Source organism: Celeribacter persicus (genome assembly GCF_003050785.1).
GTDB lineage: Bacteria > Pseudomonadota > Alphaproteobacteria > Rhodobacterales > Rhodobacteraceae > Celeribacter > Celeribacter persicus.
The window spans coordinates 37276-54937 of the sequence record NZ_QAOH01000012.1 but is presented as its reverse complement, the minus strand read 5'-3'; the positions used below and the strand labels follow the sequence as shown (position 1 = coordinate 54937).

Here is a 17662-nt window from a genome sequence, read left to right as displayed (position 1 = left end):
GAAACCCAACCTCTGGAGAGATGAGATGAACGTCGCCACCTCCCTCACGGCTTACGATTTCGACGAGATCGACCGTATTTCCCGCGAAGATCTCGCAAGCATCGTCCAAAAGATCGACGACGAACGGATCTACGCCGAAGACATCATGCGCGCATATGGCAAGGCCGGCGCTTACGGCACCCATGTGGGTGGGATCGAGGGCGAAGTCGATCTGACTTCGGCCATCCTGTCCATGGCGCGTGCCTCGGAAGAATGCCTCTCGACCGGGTTCTGTGTCTGGTGTCAGGACACTCTGGCCTGGTATATTTCCTCGTCCGACAACGATTTTCTGAAAACCGAGATCCTGCCGAAGGTGATCAAGGGCGAGGCTCTTGGCGGCACCGGCATGTCCAACCCGATGAAGGCCATGGGCGAGATCGAGAAGATGCGGCTCAAAGGCGAGCGCGTCGAAGGCGGCTACAAGGTCAAGGGCCTGTTGCCTTGGGTCTCCAACCTCGTTGAGGACGGCTATTTCGGCACGATGTTCCATGTGGATGTCGAGGGCGAAGAGAGCCCGAAACGCGTCATGGCGATCTTCCATGCCGGATGGGAGGGGATCAAGCTCAAGCTCGACCACGATTTCGTCGCCATGGGCGGAACCGCCACCTGCAACGTGCAATGCCGCGATGTCTTCGTGCCCGATGAGTACATTCTCGGCGACCCGGCGATGGAGTTCGTCAAACGCATCCGCCCCGGTTTCACCATCCTGCAATGCGGTATGGCGGCGGGGATCATCAAGAATTGCATCGAACTGATTGAACAGGTCGAAGCGCCGCTTGGCCATGTGAACCGGTATCTCGACAAACAGGCCTCCGATCTGCGCGCAGACTATGACGCGCTCGTCGCCGAGGTACTGGAGCTTTGCAAGACGCCTTACGATCTGTCCGACGCTTTCTACCTGCGCGTGCTCAGGGCGCGTCTGCGCGGTGGTGAACTGGCGATGGAGGCAGCGCACTGGGCACAGCTTCACATGGGCGCGCGCGGTTACGTCACTCAGGGCGCTGCCCAACGCCGCCTGCGCGAGGCTTATTTCATCGGTATCGTGACCCCCGCGACCAAGCATCTCAAGATGCTGATCGCCCAGATGGAAGGTTGAGTTTCCGTCTGGATTTTTCCGCACAAAATTCCCCATGGGGGAGGGCGCGTCTCTCCCCCCAATAATCAAAACACAGGTCACACAACGTCAAACGGAACCAACAACAGGGAGCCGCCGCATGGACTCTGCGCTCATTACCCCGACTGATCTGAAGACCCTTTCCGACGCCGATCTCGCGGTCATCATCGACACGCGCGATCCCGAAAGTTTCGCCGCCGGGCACATCCCCGGTGCGGTGAACATGCATGACATCTTTACTTTCCTCGCCACGTCGGACGCCTCCGGTATGGCCGCGCTCAAGGAGAAATTCGCCGCCGAATTCGGTGCTGCCGGTCTCGACGGCGAGAAAACCGCCGTGATCTACGAGGCGGCGATGGACGGAGGTTTCGGCCAGTCCTGCCGTGGCTTCTACTTGTTGTCCTTCTTGGGTTACCCGAAGGTCAAGGTGCTGCACGGCGGGTTCGCCGCATGGACCGCCGACGATCTTCCGGTTTCGACCACTGCCGTCACGCCGACACCGGCAGGCTTCGAGATCGTTGAGGCCGCAGGCGCGATCATGATGGATGCCGCCGACATGAAGGCCGCAATCGGCGATCCGGAGGCGGTGATCCTCGATGTGCGCGACATCGACGAATGGATCGGCACCTCATCCTCGCCCTATGGCGTCGATTTCTGTCCGCGCAAGGGCCGCATTCCGGGCGCGGTCTGGATCGAATGGTATCGCATGATGAAACCATCCGCCCATGGCAAGATGATGAAATCGCGCGAGGAAGTCCTCGCCGAATGCGCCACCGTCGGCATCACGCCCGACACGCCGGTCAAGCTTTACTGCTTCAAGGGCGCGCGCGCCTCGAACACGTTTTTGGCCCTCAAGGAGGCCGGGATCAAGGATGTCGCGATCTATTTCGGCTCCTGGAACGAATGGTCGCGCGATATGTCGCTTCCCATCGAAGAGGGGCTGCCCTTCGGCGCCTGATCTCAAATACCCAAATGAAACATCTGAACTTACGGAGACATACAGATGACCACCCGTGCAGAACTCACCGAGAAAATCATCGCCCACAAGGTGTTCAACGACATCAAATGGGCCGACGTCGCCAAGGCGGTCGGGCAATCCAAGGAATGGACTACCGCCGCGCTGATGGGGCAGATCTCGCTTACGAAAGACCAGATCGCCAAGGTCGACAACGCCATGGGGATCAATTTCTCGGACGAGGAAGTCGCCCTTCTGATGACCGTGCCTTACCGTGGTTCGCTGCCGACCGCCGTGCCGACCGATCCGCTGATCTATCGCCTCTATGAGGTGGTGAACGTCTACGGCACCACGATGAAAGCGCTGATCGAAGAGGAATTCGGCGACGGCATCATGTCCGCCATCGACTTCACCATGGATATCTCCCGCACCGAGGACCCGAAAGGCGACCGCGTCAAGATTGTGCTCGACGGTAAATTCCTGCCTTACAAAATGTACTGATCTATCTGGGCGCGGGCTCTTCCCGCGCCCGTTGTCTCACCGAGGAAGAGTTATGACGCATATCGCCGTGATCGGCGCGGGGCAGGCCGGCTCCGCCCTTGCCGCCAGACTGCGCGCTTTGGGCTATGAGGGACGCTTGACGCTCATCGGAGCCGAAGCCCAGCCGCCCTATCAGCGCCCGCCCTTGTCGAAGAAATACATGTCCGGCGAGATGGAGTTGGACCGATTGTTCCTGCGTCCCGAAAGTTTCTATGAGGAACAAGGGATCGCGCTTTTGACCGGCACGCGGGTGACGGGAATTGATCCTGAGACGATGGTCATCACGCTGTCGGACGGAACCGAAATGCCGGTCGATCAGATCGCGCTGACCACCGGGGCCGATCCGATCTGCTTGCCGCCTGCCATGGGCGGTGGCGAAGCCGGGATTTACACCATGCGTTCTCTGGCCGATGCCGATGCCATGGCGCATGAATTCCTCGCGGGGCGGCGGGTGTTGATCGTCGGCGGTGGCTATATCGGGCTTGAGGCGGCGGCGGTCGCAGCGCTCAAGGGGCTTGACGTGACGCTGGTCGAGATGGCCCCGCGCATTCTGGCGCGCGTGGCCTCTGTTGAGACCGCCGACTGGATCAAAGCCCTGCACAAATCGCATGGCGTGGACATTCGCGAGGGCTGTGGCCTTGAAAGGCTGTCAAAGGGCGCGACCGGGTTCTCCGCCGAGTTGTCGGATGGTGCGACGCTTGAGGTCGATTTCGTGGTCTGTGGCATCGGTGTGCGCCCCGGAACGGCGTTGGCCGAAATGGCGGGTGTCGAGATCGACAACGGGATCAAGGTCGACGCATTCGGCCAGACTTCGCATCCGAAAATTTTCGCGGCGGGCGATTGCGCCTCCTTCCCATGGAAGGGGCAGCGCATCCGGCTTGAGAGTGTGCCCAATGCCATCGAGCAGGCGGAAGCGACGGCGGGCACGATGTTGGGTCAGGGCGTGCCTTATGTGGCGAAGCCGTGGTTCTGGTCGGATCAGTATGACGTCAAACTGCAAATCGCCGGGTTGAACACCGGTTTCGACAATGTGGTGGTGCGCCCCGGAGACAAGCCGGGGACGCAGAGCCACTGGTATTTCAAGGGCGCGGAATTGCTCGCGGTCGACGCAATGAACGACCCGCGCGCCTATATGCAGGGCAAGCGTTGGATCGAGGCGGGACAGTCGCCGGAGAAAGGTGCGCTTGCGGACACGTCCGTTCCGCTCAAATCCGTGCCGTTGCGGGCGGAGGAGACCGCCTGAGCGGGGCGGGGATCACACCCCGCCCGAATGCACGATCTCGTAATAGATTTTCTCAAGCTCTTCCTTGTGCTCGGCCTCCTCATTGGCGAGGAAGGTGAAGGCCTCTTTCAGGGGGCCTTCCGGCGCGGTTTCGGCCAGTTCCGTGTATTGCTCCATCGCGGCGGTCTCCCGCATCAGGGCGTATTGCAATACCTCTTGATCGTCCGGGTTCTCGCCCAGATCGGGTACCTGCACGCAGTCGGAAAATTTGCCATCCGCCACCGGGCGCTGGATTTTCTCCGCCATCACCTCGGAGACTTTCGGGTCGTTGGCGAGCTTGGTGAACAGGTCGACGTGGCCCTGTTCTTCTTCCGCAAGTTCGTCCACCAACCATCTGATGTTCTTAGACACTTTCGGGGCGAGCGATTGATAAAAATCGCGCGCCACCACCTCGAAGGACGTGGCCGTGTCCATGATCTCCCTGACCGTGGTCAGCCCGGTCAGCTTGGCCTTGTTTGCTTCGCTCATTGCAATTTCTCCCGTTTTGCCGCCAGCATTTTGCCGACCGACCGCGCGACGCGGTGACCGTCGGCGACCGCATGAATGACATCGGGGCCCGATGTTACATCGCCAGCAGCCCAGAGCCACGGCTCCGAGGTCTGGCCTTCGCTGTCGATCATGATCCGACCGCGGTTCCATTCGAGTTGTTCTGTCAGATCCGCGCCCAAAAGCGAGATGTCGGACATTTGCCCGATGGCCTCGACCACCATGCCAGCGGGGTGGATCATCTCGTCCGTCTCGTCATATTTCGGGGCAAACCGGCCTTCTTCATCAAAAATCGCTTTGACCTTCCAGGTTCTGAGCCCCGTGACCGTGTCGCCCGCAACGGTGATCTCCTGTGGCCCGCGGGCCGGGTAGATCACGCAACCTTCTTCCTGTGCCTCTTCGATTTCCTCGCGGTCGGCGAGGAAACGGTCGAGTTCTTCCAAAGCGGTGACGGTGACGCCCACCGTGCCGTATATGATCTTTTGCAGCCGGGCCATGGAGCGCGCGATGTCCATCGCCACGTTGCCACCGCCGATCACCGCGACCTGTTCCGGCACCGGGACTTCTTCGCCTGCCGTGATCCGGCGCAACAGGTCAATCGCAGCCTCGGCTTTCTCCGACCCCGGAACGCGGGTCGAGCGGCCTTGGTGCAGCCCGATGGAGAGCACCACGGCGTCATAGGCTGTCTTCAGTTGGTCTATGGAAATTTCCTTTCCAACCCGCATGTTGCAGCGAATCTCGACACCCATGGCCTCAATTACGGAAATCTCGTGATCCAGAACGTCATAGGGCAGGCGGTATTCCGGGATGCCATAGCGCATCATGCCTCCGGGTTTATCCAAGGCTTCGAAGACCACGACTTTATGCCCCGCACGCGCCAGATCATAGGCCGTGGTCAGCCCCGCAGGCCCCGCGCCGATGATCGCGATTTTCTGCCCGGTTTCCGGCACGTCGGGTTTCCGGATCAGGTCGAAATAGCGCTCGCGCGGCACGCTATCGGTGATCGCGCGTTTGAGCCAGCGGATCGCAATCGTATCGCCTTCATGCATCGCGGCGCAAGTGGTTTCGCATTTGTGGGTACAGATGCGGCCACAGGCCTGAGAGAAAGGGTTCGTCTCGTAAAGCAATCGCAGGCCACCCTCGAAATCGCCGTCGCGCACCTTCGCGATATAGTCCGGGATGTCCATATGCGCTGGGCAGGTGGCCACACACAGCCCGCATTCGACGCAGCGGTCGGCTTCGATCACGGCCTGTTCGGGGGTAAACCCGTCGACAATCTCGCAAAAATTGCCGATCCGCTCCTCAGCGGGCATTTCGCCCATCGGCGCGCGGGTGGTGCCGGTCAGGCGGCGTACATCTTCGCGCTGATAGCCTTTGACATCGAGGTCCCATGACTTTCCGTCTGCACCGGGCACGAATCGGAACGCGTCCGGGTCGCTGTCGACCCAGGTGTATTCGTTGGACATGGTGAGCGAGCCGGTCATGCAGACATCCACGCACAGGGCGCACCAGCAGCAGCGACCATAGTCGATCATCGGCCTGAGGCCACTATCGCCGGGACCCGCGTGTTGTCCCTCGACCGGCACCATGTCGATGGCGGCGTTCTGACAAATTTCTTCGCAGGAGCCGCAGCCGATGCATTTGTCCATGTCGTTCTGGTGAAAGCCGCGATAACGGTCGGCGCCCGGACGATTGAACGGGTCCTTGATGGTCACCGGATCGTCGATGACATGTTTCCACGCGGTGAAAGGGGAGAGAACATCACGAAGGGACATGGGCTTACCTCTCGATCTCGGGCGGATAGGTGTGCAGCGACACCATGAGGGCTGCGACGTCGGAAATATTGGTGCCGGGGATCAGATGTTCGAGCAGAGCCATGGCATGGGTGTAGCTCGGCCCCCGGACATTGACGCGGCGGGGGTAGCCCGTGCCGTCCGTCACCAGATAATAACCATATTCGCCGCGCGAGCTTTCGCCCTTGATATAGGTCTCGCCGCGCGGGATTTTCCAATGCAGCACATTCGGGAGGTTCGTCATGACCTCGCCTTCTTTCGGCATTTTACGAAGGATCTGTCGGATAAGCTGGATCGTCTCAAGCAGGTCTTTGTAACGCACGAGGGTGCGGGCGTAGATGTCTGAGGCCTCTTCCGTGTGGACGGTGAACTCAAGCTGGTCATAGACCAGATAGGGGCTGTCCTTGCGCACGTCTTTCGCCACGCCGCCGGCGCGGGCATTGGGGCCTGTCACGCCGAAACGCTCGAACAAAGCGGGGTCGATCACGCCCACGCCCTGTGTGCGGGTTTTGAACACCGAGCTTTTGAACATCAGATTTTCGGCATCCGCCAGATAGCGCTCGGCGGTTTGCAGAACCTCTTCCATCCGCGCTTCGAACCCCTCGGGCAGATGCGCGCGCACGCCGCCGGGCAGGATGAACATGTGATAGATGCGCGCGCCCGTGAGTTCCTCGAAACGGTCCAGCATGATGTCGCGCACATAGGTCATCCACTGGCCGACCACGCCGAGGCCAAGCGCGCCGGAGATGCCGCCCATGGCCATCATGTAGCTGTTGAACCGGCCCATTTCCAAAATGAGCGTTCTGATCCAACTGGCCATTTCGGGAACTTCGATCCCCGCCAGTTCCTCGACGGCGGCGGCGTAGCAATATTCATTGAAATCCGGCTCCGGCACACAGACGCGGCACACAATCGGGAAGACCTGAATGAAGGTGCGACGCTCCATGAGTTTCTCGAAACCCCGGTGCAGATAGCCGACATGGGTCTTGCCCTCGACGACCTCATCGCCACAGACGGTGAGTTCGACCGACATATTGCCGGTGATGCCGGGGTGGTTCGGGCCATGCCAGAGTTTCAGGTATTTGCCGGTTTCCAGATCGACTTCGAGTTTGCCATCGGGTCCGGGGGCGGGATATTGCGAGCGATCGGGTTTGAAGGAGAACATCATTTGGCTCCTTTCGGATAGCTCGGATACAGCGTCTTTTGCATATGCGTTTTCGGATCATGGGTGACGCGCCCCGGACGGTCGTTATAGGTCTGCTGCGAATAGGCCAAAGTATCGAAATCGCGCCGGTAGGGGGGCAGGTCGGTCCAGCCCTCCAAGATGAACTCTTCGTCCACACGGGGGCTGCCGGGGAATTTGATGCCGAACATTTCGCGCAACTCGCGCTGATAGGTGGCGGCGGTGGGCCAGAGATCGTGGATCGTATCCCCTGTGGCGTCCTCGCGGTCGAGCAGGACGCGCAGGCCGAGCGAAAGATTGGCTTCGCGGTTGTTCACCATATAGGTGAGTTGAAAAAGTTGTTCCTCGATCCAGTCGACGGCAGTGAGGAAAGTCAGATGCGTGAACCCCTCCATGTCGCGCAGTTCCGTGAGGATCGCGCGAATCTCATCGCGGCGCACGGTGACAAAGCACAGGTCGGTCCGCTGGAATGTCGGCGTGCCGAGATGATAGCGGTCCTTGAGGCGGTACAGAATTTCTCTCATCGTGCTCACCAATTGTAATCCGGCATGTCCCAGTCCTTGATCACCGCCTTTTGGTTGGCTTTGTACTGGTCGAAATTCTCGGCGTATTTGTTCGCGCCTTCGCCCTTGCCTTCGCGGATCACGCGTTTGAGTTCCATGAACCCGTGCAAGAGCGCTTCGGGGCGGGGCATACAGCCGGCGACATACATATCCACGGGCAGGTAATCGTCGAGCCGCTTGATCGTATTGTAGCTGTCCCAATACATGCCGCCGTTGATCGTGCAGGAGCCAAGCCCCATGACGTATTTCGGCTGCGGCATCTGCTCATAGGCGCGAATGGCGCGTTTGAGGGTCTTGACCGACAGGTAGCCGGAGATCACCAAAAGGTTCGCTTGCCGGGGCGTGGGCCGCCATTGGATGCCATAGCGATAGGCATCGAAGCGCGGCGTCATCAGCGGGCGCATCTCGATCGCGCCGCAGCCGGTGCCAAAGCCCAGAATCCAGAGCGAATTCGCCCGCGCCCAGTTGTAGAAATCCTCGACAATCTTGGAATAGGCCTTGGGGTGCACCTTGGGCTTGGCCTCGCAGAAATAATCGCGCAGCGGGTCGATGTCGATTTCCTGCCCGTCGGGTGTGGTCACCTTGCGTGGGCGCAACTCTTCGCGGAGTGGCACTTCGGTGTCGGTCTTGCGGAACTTGTCGTCAACGTCTTTCATGGTGTCACCCTCACACGGTCAGGATGGCGAGGACGCCGAGAGGCAGCCCCCATTTGAGGAAGAAACGGATGCTCTGCTCGACCCTAAAGCGGGGATGCACGACGCCGATCACGACGGAAATCATGTAGAGGCAGAACACCTTGATCGCGAACTCGGCCCAGCTTGTGGCGCCGCCGAAGAACAGGTTCATGTAGATCACCGTTTTGGCGACCGGGAAGAGCACGCGGTTGGTCTGCATCAGCGCCAGATAGGACGAGTGATACTCGGTCGGCGGGCCGATGGGGATTTCCTGCGGCGCCATGGCGACATCGAAAGGCGAGCGCATCATCGTGCCGACGAAAGCCACCATCGCGGCCACGGTCGCAAGCGGGTTGGTGAAGAGCGTCCAGTTGAAGATGGAGCCCTGCTGGGCGGCGACGATTTTGGTGATGTCGAGCGTGCCGTATTGCAACGACAGGGCATAGACGCCCAAGGCCAGCGGCAGTTCCGCCATGGTCACCTGCGCGAGGCCCCGCGACACACCGATGGCGCTATGCGGATGCCCGCTCTCGCCCGCGCCCAAGGCCATGCCCAGCGTGCCGAAGAACACGAAGTACAAAGCAAGGATCAGATCGCCCGCATAGGAGAAATTCTGATGCCATTCGGAGCCGTAGATCGTCGGCACGAACATCAAAAGACCCACGCCGCCCGTCAGCCGGAACACCGGCCCGAGGTAATACATCACGCCATGGGAGATCTTGGACCGCAGCGCGATGTTTTTCAAAAGGTCAACATAGTTCTGCCAGACCGGGATGCCGTAACGCCCACCGACCCGCGCACCGATTTTACGCACCACGGCGGTCATCACCATGCCGTAGTTGATCACGATGAACAGCGTCAGCAGGGCATAGGCGATCTGGACCCATTCGAAATTCGGAAACGCGGTCATGACGAGGCTCCCATGCTGATCAGGTAGACGGCGACGACAAAGAGCATGAGTTGCACCGCATAGGTCTGGCCATTGCCGGTGTAGAATTTGCGACTGAACTCGGCGGTGCCATGAAGTGCGTTCGACACGCCGGTCCAAAAGCTCGTGGACACGGGCATCTCAAGGAACCCCATGGCCTTGCGGTAGGGCGCAAAGAAGTTCCATGCGAAATGCGTGGTCTGCGGTTTGAACGGGCGCTCCGCCGAAAAGACGATGTTGAACTGTTTTACGTGCTGGGCGTTGTGGTTCATCCAGACGAGGAGCAGAAGCACGGTCACAAAGACCACGATGATCACACCCCAGATCGCCACCGGGTTCCATGTGCCGTATTGGCTGTCGATGATGCGGCCCGTCCAGACGAGCGGCCGGTCGCCAAAGAGCGTGCCGATATAGCCATCGACCCGCTGTAGCACCATGCCGGGCAGGGCGGCGAAGGCGATCAGGAAGGCCACGAAAATCATCTGCGGCAGGATGATCCAGAACGGCGCTTCCTTGACCTTGCGCAGTTCGTCTTTTGGCTGACCGAGGAAGATCGTATGGATCAGTCGGAAGAGATAGAGAAAGCCCACGGGACCCGCCATGAAGATGAGGATCATCGGCAGGCGCAGATCGGTCGACATGATCGCATTGTAGAAAATCCAGCGCCCACCAAAGCCCGACAGCGGCGGCACGCCCGACATGGCGATGATGCCGACGAGGACGGAGACGAAACTGTAGGGCATGAGCGTGATGAGCCCGCCCATCTTGTACATGAGCTTGGTATGAGTACGTTCCTTGACGCCGCCGACGGCGAGGAAGAGCATGGATTTATAGACGAAGTGGTTGATCGCGAACATCATGGCCAGGAGCCAGCCAAGATGGTTCATCAGTGCAAGGCCAAAGACCGCATAGCCCATTTGGGAGATCGAGCTATAGGCCAGAAGGCGTTTGGCGTCTTCCTGAAAGGCCGCAAGAACCGCGCCGATGAAGGCCGAGATCGCCCCGAGCCAGACGAGCAACACGGTGAGATCGACGCCGTAAAGCTCTTGGCGGCCCATTTCCATCAAGAGGACGAAAAGCCCGAAAAGCCCGGCTTTGAGCAAGATACCGGAGACCATGGGAGAGACATCGGTCTCGGCCTCGGCATGTGCCCCCGGCAGCCAGATATGAAGCCCCATGATGGCGGTTTTCGTCAGGAACCCGATGGCCAGAAGGACAAAGACATAGGGCGCAATCTCGGGCGCAACTTCGGAGAGGTTTGCAAGCGGGATGACGAATTGCCCTTCGGAGGCGACGGCAAAGCCTGCAAGAAGGGCAAAGGCACCGCCCAGGGAGAAGGTGATGTAAGAGAGCGCATGCGGTTCGCTGTCATGGCCGCGCAGGATCAGGAAATACGAGCCGACGGTGAGGAATTCCCAAGCCGCGAAGAACTGAAAACTCGTCTCTGCCGTAACCAAAAGCGCCATGCCGGCAAACATCAGCATCGCAGGCGTATAAAAGCCCATGCGACGGCCTTTGGCATGGAAGGAGGCGAGCAAAAGCAGCGCGCCGCCCAGAACCATGATCGTCAGGAAGATCAGCCGCAGTGGATCGAGCCCGTCTTTCGAGAGAAAGAACCAAAGCACCAGCCCGGCGATGGCGATCACGTTTTTGATCCGCGCGGGCAGGATGTCGAGCGGCAGGAACAAAAGCGCGAAGAGTAGGGGCACAAGAGTCACGAGATTGTCGAGCCCGGAGATGGCGCCCCAGACAAAGCTCAACGCCCAGCCTGCCGTCATGGCAATCAGAACGACGGTCTCATGGCTGAGATTATAGGCGAGCGGACGTATTGCCTCGCGTTTGATCGCCATGCCGAACCAGCGGAACAGGACTGCGGCCTCGATCAGCGCGGCAATCAGGAAGATCGCGATCAGCGGATAATCGCCATAATCCGCCATAGCGTGCACCAGCGTCCATTTGGCGTAGAAGGCCGGGAAGGGTGGCAAGCCGGTGAGCATGGCGATGAAGGTGGCGAAGGCCACGACCAGAGCCGGGTTCTGCCGGAGCGCGGCCCAATCGGAGAGCTTGCGTGCCTTGACCAGACCCGAAAGCCAGAACAGCCCGGCCTTGGCGATGGCATGCGAGATCAGCAGCCCGCCCGCGACATAATAAAGCCCCGCATCCCAGTCATAGCCATAGCCCACGACCATGAGCACAAGCCCGATTTGCCCGACGGAGGAATAGCCCAGAAGGCGGCGATCATGATCTTGGGCTAGGGCGAGAATATTCGCGCCGACGAAGGTCACAAGACCAATGCCGGTGGCCAGAGGGGCCCAGTCGGGACCGGCGGCCTCGAAAAGCTTGAGCACGGCAAAGAGCGCGGCGGACCCCGAGGCGGCGGAGAACAGTGCCGAGAAACCGGGGTGTGCGGCCTCGTAGATGTCGAGCGCCCAGCCATTGGCGGGGAAGGGCTTGAGTTCGAGCACAAGCGCGATAAGCACGAGGAAGATCGCCAGAGACGCACCGGTGAACCCCATAGGTGTGGCGGCGATGTCGTCGATATTGAGCGAACCGTTGGCGTGATAGGTAAAGATCACGCCGACGAGCAGCAGGATCGAAATCACCTGAGATACGATCAGGTATTTGAACCCGGCCCCCAGTGCGCGCGTGTCCTGCGACAGGAGCACAAGACCGGCGGAGGCGATGACGATCAGTTCGATGAAGACGAAAAGGTTGAACAGGTCCCGCGTCATGATCAGGCCCGAAAGCGCCATGATCAGCACCATCAGGACCGCCATGGCCCGCCGTCCGAGGCGCATGAGATCGCGGCGCATGAAGACGGCGGAGAGAAGCCCGGTGAGCGTGACGACGGAAGTCAGCGCCGCTTCCGGCAGGCCCATGCGCAGGTTGATCGCGAAGGGCGGACGGGCGCCCGCGGTATAAATCTCCACGGGTTGCGCCTCTCCCAAGGCCAGAGAGACGGTCCAGGACAGGCCGACAAAGCTCATGAAACCCAGAGCGATCACGGTCAGGTAAAAGGCCATGCGTTCGGAACTGTCGCGCAGAAGCCCGAGGAGAAAGGCCGCACCGAGGCCAGCCGCGAGGATCAGAAGAGGGCTTACCATTTCAGCTCCGTAAACTCAGAGATGTCGAGGCTGCCGCGGGCGCGAAACAGCCGGTAGGCGTAGGCGAGCATCAAGGCGGTGACGCCGAGGCCGATGACGATGGCGGTGAGGACCAATGCCTGCGGCACCGGGTCGGTGATGCGGCTTGCGGCCTCCGCGACAGGGATGGTGTCGAGGATCGGGGCCTCGCGTCCCGGCAGATAGCCGACCGCCACCAACACCACGTTGACGCCGGTGTCGGCGATGGTGAAGCTGACGATCATGCGGATGATGTCACGGTTCGTCAAAGCGCCGTAAAGCCCGAGAAGGATGAGCAAAAATCCGGTTGCAAGGGAAAGCTGAACGAGGCTCATTGCGCGTCCTCCGTTTCTTCGAGCGAGGTCAGGATGGAGGAAAACTCCGCACCGACCTTGAGGCCGATCAGCGCATAGATCAGCGGGATGACCCCGGCCGAAAGGATCGAGCCAAAGCTGCCGAGCGGAAGGATACGGTTGTCCAGAAAGCCGCCCGCAAAGAGCATGCCGAGAAGACCTATGATCACATAGGTGAGGCCTGCGGAGCTTTCGATCCGTGAGATCAGCCGGTGCGAGAAACGCTGGGCCGGGTCGGACAGGAGCATCAGCAGTATGGCCGAGGCCACGATCGCGCCGCCCTGAAAACCGCCGCCGGGGGTCAGATGGCCGTTCAGGAAGACATAAGCACCAAAGAGCAGGATCACCGGGACCAGCATGCGCGTACCGGTGGTGAGCAATTCGCCCGAGGGCAAAAAGCCGGACCCGGAGCGGCTTTTCGGCGCTTTCGAATGCGCCAGAACCAGCCCGACGATGGCGGCGGTCAGAAACAGAACCGTGACCTCGCCCAGCGTATCGAGCCCGCGATAGGTGACGATGATCGCCGTCACAACGTTCTGCGCGCCGGTTTCCTGCACCGTCTGGCTGGCGTAATAGCTGGCTGTGCGGTTCAGGGTCTCGTCCGGCGTGTAACCGGCGAAAAGGGCATAGAAGACCGAGCCCAGAAGCAGCAGGAGAACGAGGGGAATGGCTTTGCGGGTGGTAAAGTTCATTTCGTGCCCTCCCTGCGGATGCGCCCGAGGACGAAGAAGAAGAGGAAGGTGGTGAGGCCCGAGCCGATGGCAGCTTCGGTCATTGCCACATCCGGCGCGGCCAGAAGCAGGAACATCACAGAGGCGAAGAGGGACACCAGCCCGGCGGACAACACCGCGACCACGGTTGAGCTGGTGAAAAGCGCGATCAGCGCGGCACCGAGGGTGGCGACGGCCAGAAGGGCGGCCATGAAGAGGAGAAGCGTCATGCCAGATCCTCCGCATCTTCCGCGAGGCAATCCTTGGAGGCCACGGGGGGCACACCGGCGCGGTGGGCGGCGCGGGCCAGAACCTGAGAACTCAGCGGGTTGGTGAACATGAGAAACAGCATGATCAACAGCAGTTTGATCGACCACGACGGCACGATCAAAGCCGCGCCCAGAAGCACCAGAAGAGTGCCCAGAGTGGTCGCCTTGGTCCCAGCCTGAATGCGGTTGTACACGTCGGGCATGCGCACGAGGCCAAGCCCACCCAGAGCGAGAAACACGGTGCCGCCCAGAAGGGAGAGCGCGCCGAGCGTGTCGAGAACACCTTCGAGGATCATTCTTCGCCTCCTTCGAGATAGCGGGCGGCGACGATCACGCCAAGGAAGGAAAGGAGCGCGTAAATCAGCGCCACGTCGAGATAGATCGACCGTCCCGTGATCAGAGCGGCAAGCACGATGCCGGTGACGGAAATGATCGTGAGCGCGTCGAACGCGACGACCCGGTCGGTGGCGCGGGGGCCCTTGACGAACCGCCATGCGGCGAGGGCGAAAGCGAGAGCGGCGACGAGGGCCGCGAGGGTGAAAAGCAGATCAGCCATACATCTTCTCCAGATAGCGCTCGAACTCAGCGACGATTTCCGCCGTGGCGGCATCGAGCTCGGTGTCACGGGCTGTGACCCAATGGACGTAAAGATGGTCGCCCCTGATCTCGCAGGTCAGCGTGCCGGGCGTCAGCGTGATCGCATTCGCGAGCAAAAGCCGCCCGACTGGATCGGTGAGCCTTGTGCGCACCTTCACGATGGCGGGGGAGATTGGCAGGGAGGGGGTCAGCACGAGGGTGGCGAGCGCCAGATTGGCCTTTACCAGTTCCTTGAGGAAATAGCCGATGAACAGGAAGGCCGCGCCGATCCCTTCGGGCGTCAGGTTGAAGCCTGATAGGAAAGAGAGATCGCGGGCGAAGAAGACCGCGATCGCCCCCGCGACGATCACGCCAGTAAAAAGGGTCGCGGGGGAGATCGAGCCGTTCAACATCAGCCAGAACAGGAGAAGCGTTGCGAAAAGCCGCGTCGCAAGTCGCCTCAGCGGCGGGGCGATGGGCCCCGTTTTGAGGCCTGTTTGTGTGGAAGTGCCAGTGTCGCTCATGAATGCGGCCTCCGGATGGCGTGGGGGCAAACCTTTTCCGTTCGGTGCCGCCCTGTGCGGTCCGGTCTGTCCGAAGACATGGCATGTTCGCAGACAGGCCATGACGTGGGAGAAGTGTTCGCGCTGTCCTGAGTGGGGTTAGATCACATATTCAAACTGCTTAATTTGACTTCGGACAAAGAAATGCGTTTTTTGCTGTCGTTGAAGGCGGTTTCAGACAGTTTTTTCGCAAGGGGCCCAGTGGATCTGTTTCCTTGTGCAGGGCTATGGCTTAGGAAAAAATGCACAGGCAAAATGAACGAGCGCGCTGCCGCGCCGCAGACTGAAAGGCGATCCATGACCTATCCCGCGATTCTGATATCCGCCCCGTATTTTTCGGAGGACGAAAAGGCGAGGATCGAGGCGGTGCGACCGGCGGTTCTGGCGGGGACGCCCGAGGCGCGCGCGGCGATGCCGGAAGAGGCACGTCTGGCGATCCGGGCTATTGCCAACAAGGGGCATAAACCGATTGATGGGGCAACAATGGACCTGTTTCCGAACCTAGCGGTGATTACGCAGTTCGGCGTGGGCTATGACGCCATCGACGTGGCGGCGGCGACAGCGCGCGGCATCACAGTGACCAACACGCCGGACGTGCTGAACGAGGATGTGGCCGATCTGGCGCTGGCCCTGATGCTGGCATGGTCGCGGGAAATCGTCAAAGGCGACGCCTGGGTGCGCGAGGGCACATGGGCCGCGGGCAGGGAACTGCCTCTGAACCGGAAAATGTCCGGCGCGCACGTCGGGATCGCGGGCATGGGGCGGATCGGCCGCGCCATCGCGGATCGCTGCGCCGCCTTCGGCATGCCGGTGCATTACACCTCACGCACCGCAAAGGACACGCCTGAGGGCTGGACCTATCATGGCGAGGATGTGGTGTCTCTTGCGCAGGCCGTGGAATGGATGGTCGTGGCCGTTGTCGGGGGGGACAAGACCAAAGGTTACCTGTCGCGCGAAGCCATTGACGCATTGGGTCCGCGCGGGGTGGTGATCAACATCGCCCGCGGTACCTGCATCGACGAAGAGGCGCTGATCGGGGCGTTGGAAGCGGGCCGGATCGCGGGCGCGGCGCTCGATGTGTTTTACAACGAACCGCATGTGGACGCGCGACTGATCGCGCTTCCGAATGTGCTCCTGCAACCGCATCAGGCCTCTTCGACGGTGGAGACCCGCCGCGACATGTCGATTGCGCAATGCGCCAATCTCAAAGCCTATTTCGACGGGGAACCTTTTCCCACTCCGGTGAATTAAACCTGAGTGCGGTGCTTCCCGGCAAAACACCGGATGTTTGTCGGGCATATGGGCATCGTGGGGCGGGAAATGGTTTTACTGAAAAAACATAAGGGGTAAGACGGAATATGGCGATCACGAAAGGAAAACGTCGGATGAAACATCTTCTGGTGCTTGGTGGGCTTCTGGCCTTGGCGGGCTGTGCGGCTCCGATGCCGGAAACCACCGTGGACGGATTTTTGATGGACGTACCGGAAAGCGTGATCGCGCTGGCCGATCCCTCTCAGAACCTCTCCGCGGTGCAGCTCAACCCGGCGGACGGATGCTACTGGTATCAGCATGAGGGTCCGGTCGAAACCACCATGTTGCCCCTGCGCGCCACCGACGGTCGCGTGATCTGCGCCCAGTCTCAGGGACAGCTCGAAACGGCGATGTGATCCGTGTCCGGCAGGGCATGCGACATTTTGAGATAAAGAAAAGGCGGTGGAGCACTCCATCGCCTTTTTCGTTGCCGGGTTGTCTTTTGTGCACGATTCAACTCGTCGCCGTCACGTATTGTTCGGCCGGGTAGAGATGCGCCGTCGCACCGGTGTCGACGCGTTCGTAGAGGTCGATGACATGGGCCATGACCATGCGCACGCAGCCGGAGCTGGCGCGGGTGCCGATGGAGCGCGGGTAAGGGGTTCCGTGGATGCGCAGGTAGGTGTCGCGGTTGCCGATATAAAGGTAGAGCGCGCGGGAACCGAGCGCATTGCGCGGTCCCGGCTCCATGCCATCGGCATATTGCGCATAAATTTCCGGCTCGCGTTTGATCATGTTCGCGGTGGGCGTCCAGGTCGGCCATTTCGCCTTGCGTTTGATCGTGTAGGTGCCGGGGGTGTAAAGCCCGTCGCGCCCGATCGCCACGCCGTAGCGCATGGCGGTGCCGCCTTCCTCGACGAGGTAGAGATAGCGGGCCACGGCATCGACATGGATATCGCCGGGGGTCAGACCGGCTCTGGCCTCGACCCGGCGCGGCAGGAAGCGGGTGTGCAAGCCCCAGGGGTTCGAGGTTTCGAGATCAAAACCGGCAGGGGTCACCTGCGCATCCCACGCCTCCCAGTCGCTTTGGGTGGCCGCCATTGCGGGAGAGCCAGTCGCCACACCGAGCGCTGTGGCGGAAAACAGTGCGGTGGAGGTCTGGATGAAGTGGCGGCGTGTCAACATGGCAGGGTCCTTTTAAGACGTCTTTTCAGGCGGAAGAGCAGCTTTCCGCATTCTCTCATACCTAGGCGAAACCCCC

Annotated in this window: 20 protein-coding genes; 6 read left to right on the top strand and 14 right to left on the bottom strand. The window is 60.7% G+C overall.

The window, feature by feature from the left end; all coding sequences use genetic code 11:
• Window positions 1–25 precede the first annotated feature (25 nt).
• The 4 genes from C8N42_RS14635 to C8N42_RS14620 all read left to right on the top strand — a co-directional run bounded on the left by C8N42_RS14635 (window position 26) and on the right by C8N42_RS14620 (window position 3891).
• Window positions 26–1135 carry an acyl-CoA dehydrogenase family protein gene (locus C8N42_RS14635; RefSeq protein WP_107817323.1) on the top strand — a complete coding sequence of 370 codons (1110 nt, stop codon included), beginning with the start codon at window positions 26–28 and terminating at the stop codon, window positions 1133–1135.
• 118 nt (window positions 1136–1253) lie between these two features.
• Complete coding sequence (locus C8N42_RS14630; protein WP_107817322.1) at window positions 1254–2111, top strand: sulfurtransferase; 858 nt, start codon at window positions 1254–1256, stop codon at window positions 2109–2111.
• A 45-nt stretch (window positions 2112–2156) separates the two neighbouring features.
• Entirely contained in the window at window positions 2157–2609 is a 453-nt protein-coding gene (gene cynS / locus C8N42_RS14625) for a cyanase (RefSeq protein WP_107817321.1), read from the top strand.
• Between the two features lie 52 nt (window positions 2610–2661).
• Window positions 2662–3891: an NAD(P)/FAD-dependent oxidoreductase gene (locus tag C8N42_RS14620; protein ID WP_107817320.1), complete on the top strand. Its 1230-nt coding sequence runs from the start codon at window positions 2662–2664 to the stop codon at window positions 3889–3891.
• 12 nt (window positions 3892–3903) lie between these two features.
• Here C8N42_RS14620 and C8N42_RS14615 read toward each other — a convergent pair whose 3' ends face one another.
• The 13 genes from C8N42_RS14615 to C8N42_RS14555 are packed head-to-tail and all read right to left on the bottom strand — an operon-like array spanning window position 3904 to window position 15111.
• Window positions 3904–4398: a ferritin family protein gene (locus C8N42_RS14615; protein ID WP_107817319.1), complete on the bottom strand. Its 495-nt coding sequence runs from the start codon at window positions 4396–4398 to the stop codon at window positions 3904–3906.
• Window positions 4395–6191, bottom strand: coding sequence for an FAD-dependent oxidoreductase (locus C8N42_RS14610; RefSeq protein ID WP_107817318.1), 1797 nt, complete (start codon window positions 6189–6191; stop codon window positions 4395–4397). The genes C8N42_RS14615 and C8N42_RS14610 overlap by 4 nt, the downstream gene beginning before the upstream one ends.
• A gap of 4 nt (window positions 6192–6195) precedes the next feature.
• Entirely contained in the window at window positions 6196–7377 is a 1182-nt protein-coding gene (locus tag C8N42_RS14605) for an NADH-quinone oxidoreductase subunit D (protein ID WP_211309198.1), read from the bottom strand.
• A complete protein-coding gene (locus C8N42_RS14600) occupies window positions 7374–7916 on the bottom strand; it encodes an NADH-quinone oxidoreductase subunit C (RefSeq protein ID WP_107817316.1) in 543 nt (180 codons plus the stop codon). Before C8N42_RS14600 ends, C8N42_RS14605 begins: the two co-directional genes overlap by 4 nt.
• 5 nt (window positions 7917–7921) lie before the next feature.
• Window positions 7922–8611, bottom strand: coding sequence for an NADH-quinone oxidoreductase subunit B (locus C8N42_RS14595; protein ID WP_107817315.1), 690 nt, complete (start codon window positions 8609–8611; stop codon window positions 7922–7924).
• Window positions 8612–8621: 10 nt separating this feature from the next.
• Entirely contained in the window at window positions 8622–9539 is a 918-nt protein-coding gene (locus tag C8N42_RS14590; protein ID WP_107817314.1) for a respiratory chain complex I subunit 1 family protein, read from the bottom strand.
• A complete protein-coding gene (locus tag C8N42_RS14585; RefSeq protein WP_107817313.1) occupies window positions 9536–12661 on the bottom strand; it encodes a proton-conducting transporter transmembrane domain-containing protein in 3126 nt (1041 codons plus the stop codon). Before C8N42_RS14585 ends, C8N42_RS14590 begins: the two co-directional genes overlap by 4 nt.
• A complete protein-coding gene (locus C8N42_RS14580) occupies window positions 12655–13014 on the bottom strand; it encodes a sodium:proton antiporter (RefSeq protein WP_107817312.1) in 360 nt (119 codons plus the stop codon). The genes C8N42_RS14585 and C8N42_RS14580 overlap by 7 nt, the downstream gene beginning before the upstream one ends.
• A complete protein-coding gene (locus C8N42_RS14575) occupies window positions 13011–13724 on the bottom strand; it encodes a Na(+)/H(+) antiporter subunit B (RefSeq protein ID WP_107817311.1) in 714 nt (237 codons plus the stop codon). Before C8N42_RS14575 ends, C8N42_RS14580 begins: the two co-directional genes overlap by 4 nt.
• Window positions 13721–13972, bottom strand: a complete 252-nt coding sequence (locus C8N42_RS14570; protein ID WP_107817310.1) for a Na(+)/H(+) antiporter subunit B — start codon at window positions 13970–13972, stop codon at window positions 13721–13723. Before C8N42_RS14570 ends, C8N42_RS14575 begins: the two co-directional genes overlap by 4 nt.
• Window positions 13969–14307, bottom strand: coding sequence for a monovalent cation/H(+) antiporter subunit G (gene mnhG, locus C8N42_RS14565; RefSeq protein WP_107817309.1), 339 nt, complete (start codon window positions 14305–14307; stop codon window positions 13969–13971). The genes C8N42_RS14570 and mnhG overlap by 4 nt, the downstream gene beginning before the upstream one ends.
• Window positions 14304–14567, bottom strand: coding sequence for an MrpF/PhaF family protein (locus tag C8N42_RS14560; RefSeq protein ID WP_107817308.1), 264 nt, complete (start codon window positions 14565–14567; stop codon window positions 14304–14306). Before C8N42_RS14560 ends, mnhG begins: the two co-directional genes overlap by 4 nt.
• Window positions 14560–15111, bottom strand: coding sequence for a Na+/H+ antiporter subunit E (locus C8N42_RS14555; protein WP_107817307.1), 552 nt, complete (start codon window positions 15109–15111; stop codon window positions 14560–14562). Before C8N42_RS14555 ends, C8N42_RS14560 begins: the two co-directional genes overlap by 8 nt.
• A 336-nt stretch (window positions 15112–15447) precedes the next feature.
• Here C8N42_RS14555 and C8N42_RS14550 point away from each other — a divergent pair, with 336 nt between their 5' ends.
• Together C8N42_RS14550 and C8N42_RS14545 are read left to right on the top strand one after the other, a co-directional pair.
• A complete protein-coding gene (locus C8N42_RS14550) occupies window positions 15448–16401 on the top strand; it encodes a 2-hydroxyacid dehydrogenase (protein ID WP_170109314.1) in 954 nt (317 codons plus the stop codon).
• A 134-nt stretch (window positions 16402–16535) separates the two neighbouring features.
• A complete protein-coding gene (locus C8N42_RS14545) occupies window positions 16536–16817 on the top strand; it encodes a hypothetical protein (protein WP_107817305.1) in 282 nt (93 codons plus the stop codon).
• Window positions 16818–16914: 97 nt separating this feature from the next.
• On the opposite strand, the gene C8N42_RS14540 is transcribed toward C8N42_RS14545, so the two are convergent.
• Entirely contained in the window at window positions 16915–17586 is a 672-nt protein-coding gene (locus tag C8N42_RS14540; RefSeq protein WP_107817304.1) for a L,D-transpeptidase, read from the bottom strand.
• Between the last annotated feature and the right edge of the window lie 76 nt (window positions 17587–17662).

Bases quoted from the DNA above. Each gene is read 5' to 3' on its own strand.
- C8N42_RS14610 (WP_107817318.1), bottom strand. From the start codon at position 6,191: ATGTCCCTTCGTGATGTTCTCTCCCCTTTCACCGCGTGGAAACATGTC.
- C8N42_RS14575 (WP_107817311.1), bottom strand. From the start codon at position 13,724: ATGAACTTTACCACCCGCAAAGCCATTCCCCTCGTTCTCCTGCTGCTT.
- C8N42_RS14615 (WP_107817319.1), bottom strand. From the start codon at position 4,398: ATGAGCGAAGCAAACAAGGCCAAGCTGACCGGGCTGACCACGGTCAGG.
- C8N42_RS14595 (WP_107817315.1), bottom strand. From the start codon at position 8,611: ATGAAAGACGTTGACGACAAGTTCCGCAAGACCGACACCGAAGTGCCA.
- C8N42_RS14630 (WP_107817322.1), top strand. From the start codon at position 1,254: ATGGACTCTGCGCTCATTACCCCGACTGATCTGAAGACCCTTTCCGAC.
- C8N42_RS14635 (WP_107817323.1), top strand. From the start codon at position 26: ATGAACGTCGCCACCTCCCTCACGGCTTACGATTTCGACGAGATCGAC.
- C8N42_RS14540 (WP_107817304.1), bottom strand. From the start codon at position 17,586: ATGTTGACACGCCGCCACTTCATCCAGACCTCCACCGCACTGTTTTCC.
- C8N42_RS14550 (WP_170109314.1), top strand. From the start codon at position 15,448: ATGACCTATCCCGCGATTCTGATATCCGCCCCGTATTTTTCGGAGGAC.
- C8N42_RS14585 (WP_107817313.1), bottom strand. From the start codon at position 12,661: ATGGTAAGCCCTCTTCTGATCCTCGCGGCTGGCCTCGGTGCGGCCTTT.
- C8N42_RS14590 (WP_107817314.1), bottom strand. From the start codon at position 9,539: ATGACCGCGTTTCCGAATTTCGAATGGGTCCAGATCGCCTATGCCCTG.
- C8N42_RS14555 (WP_107817307.1), bottom strand. From the start codon at position 15,111: ATGAGCGACACTGGCACTTCCACACAAACAGGCCTCAAAACGGGGCCC.
- C8N42_RS14580 (WP_107817312.1), bottom strand. From the start codon at position 13,014: ATGAGCCTCGTTCAGCTTTCCCTTGCAACCGGATTTTTGCTCATCCTT.
- C8N42_RS14620 (WP_107817320.1), top strand. From the start codon at position 2,662: ATGACGCATATCGCCGTGATCGGCGCGGGGCAGGCCGGCTCCGCCCTT.
- C8N42_RS14570 (WP_107817310.1), bottom strand. From the start codon at position 13,972: ATGACGCTTCTCCTCTTCATGGCCGCCCTTCTGGCCGTCGCCACCCTC.
- cynS (WP_107817321.1), top strand. From the start codon at position 2,157: ATGACCACCCGTGCAGAACTCACCGAGAAAATCATCGCCCACAAGGTG.
- C8N42_RS14600 (WP_107817316.1), bottom strand. From the start codon at position 7,916: ATGAGAGAAATTCTGTACCGCCTCAAGGACCGCTATCATCTCGGCACG.
- C8N42_RS14605 (WP_211309198.1), bottom strand. From the start codon at position 7,377: ATGATGTTCTCCTTCAAACCCGATCGCTCGCAATATCCCGCCCCCGGA.
- mnhG (WP_107817309.1), bottom strand. From the start codon at position 14,307: ATGATCCTCGAAGGTGTTCTCGACACGCTCGGCGCGCTCTCCCTTCTG.
- C8N42_RS14545 (WP_107817305.1), top strand. From the start codon at position 16,536: ATGAAACATCTTCTGGTGCTTGGTGGGCTTCTGGCCTTGGCGGGCTGT.
- C8N42_RS14560 (WP_107817308.1), bottom strand. From the start codon at position 14,567: ATGGCTGATCTGCTTTTCACCCTCGCGGCCCTCGTCGCCGCTCTCGCT.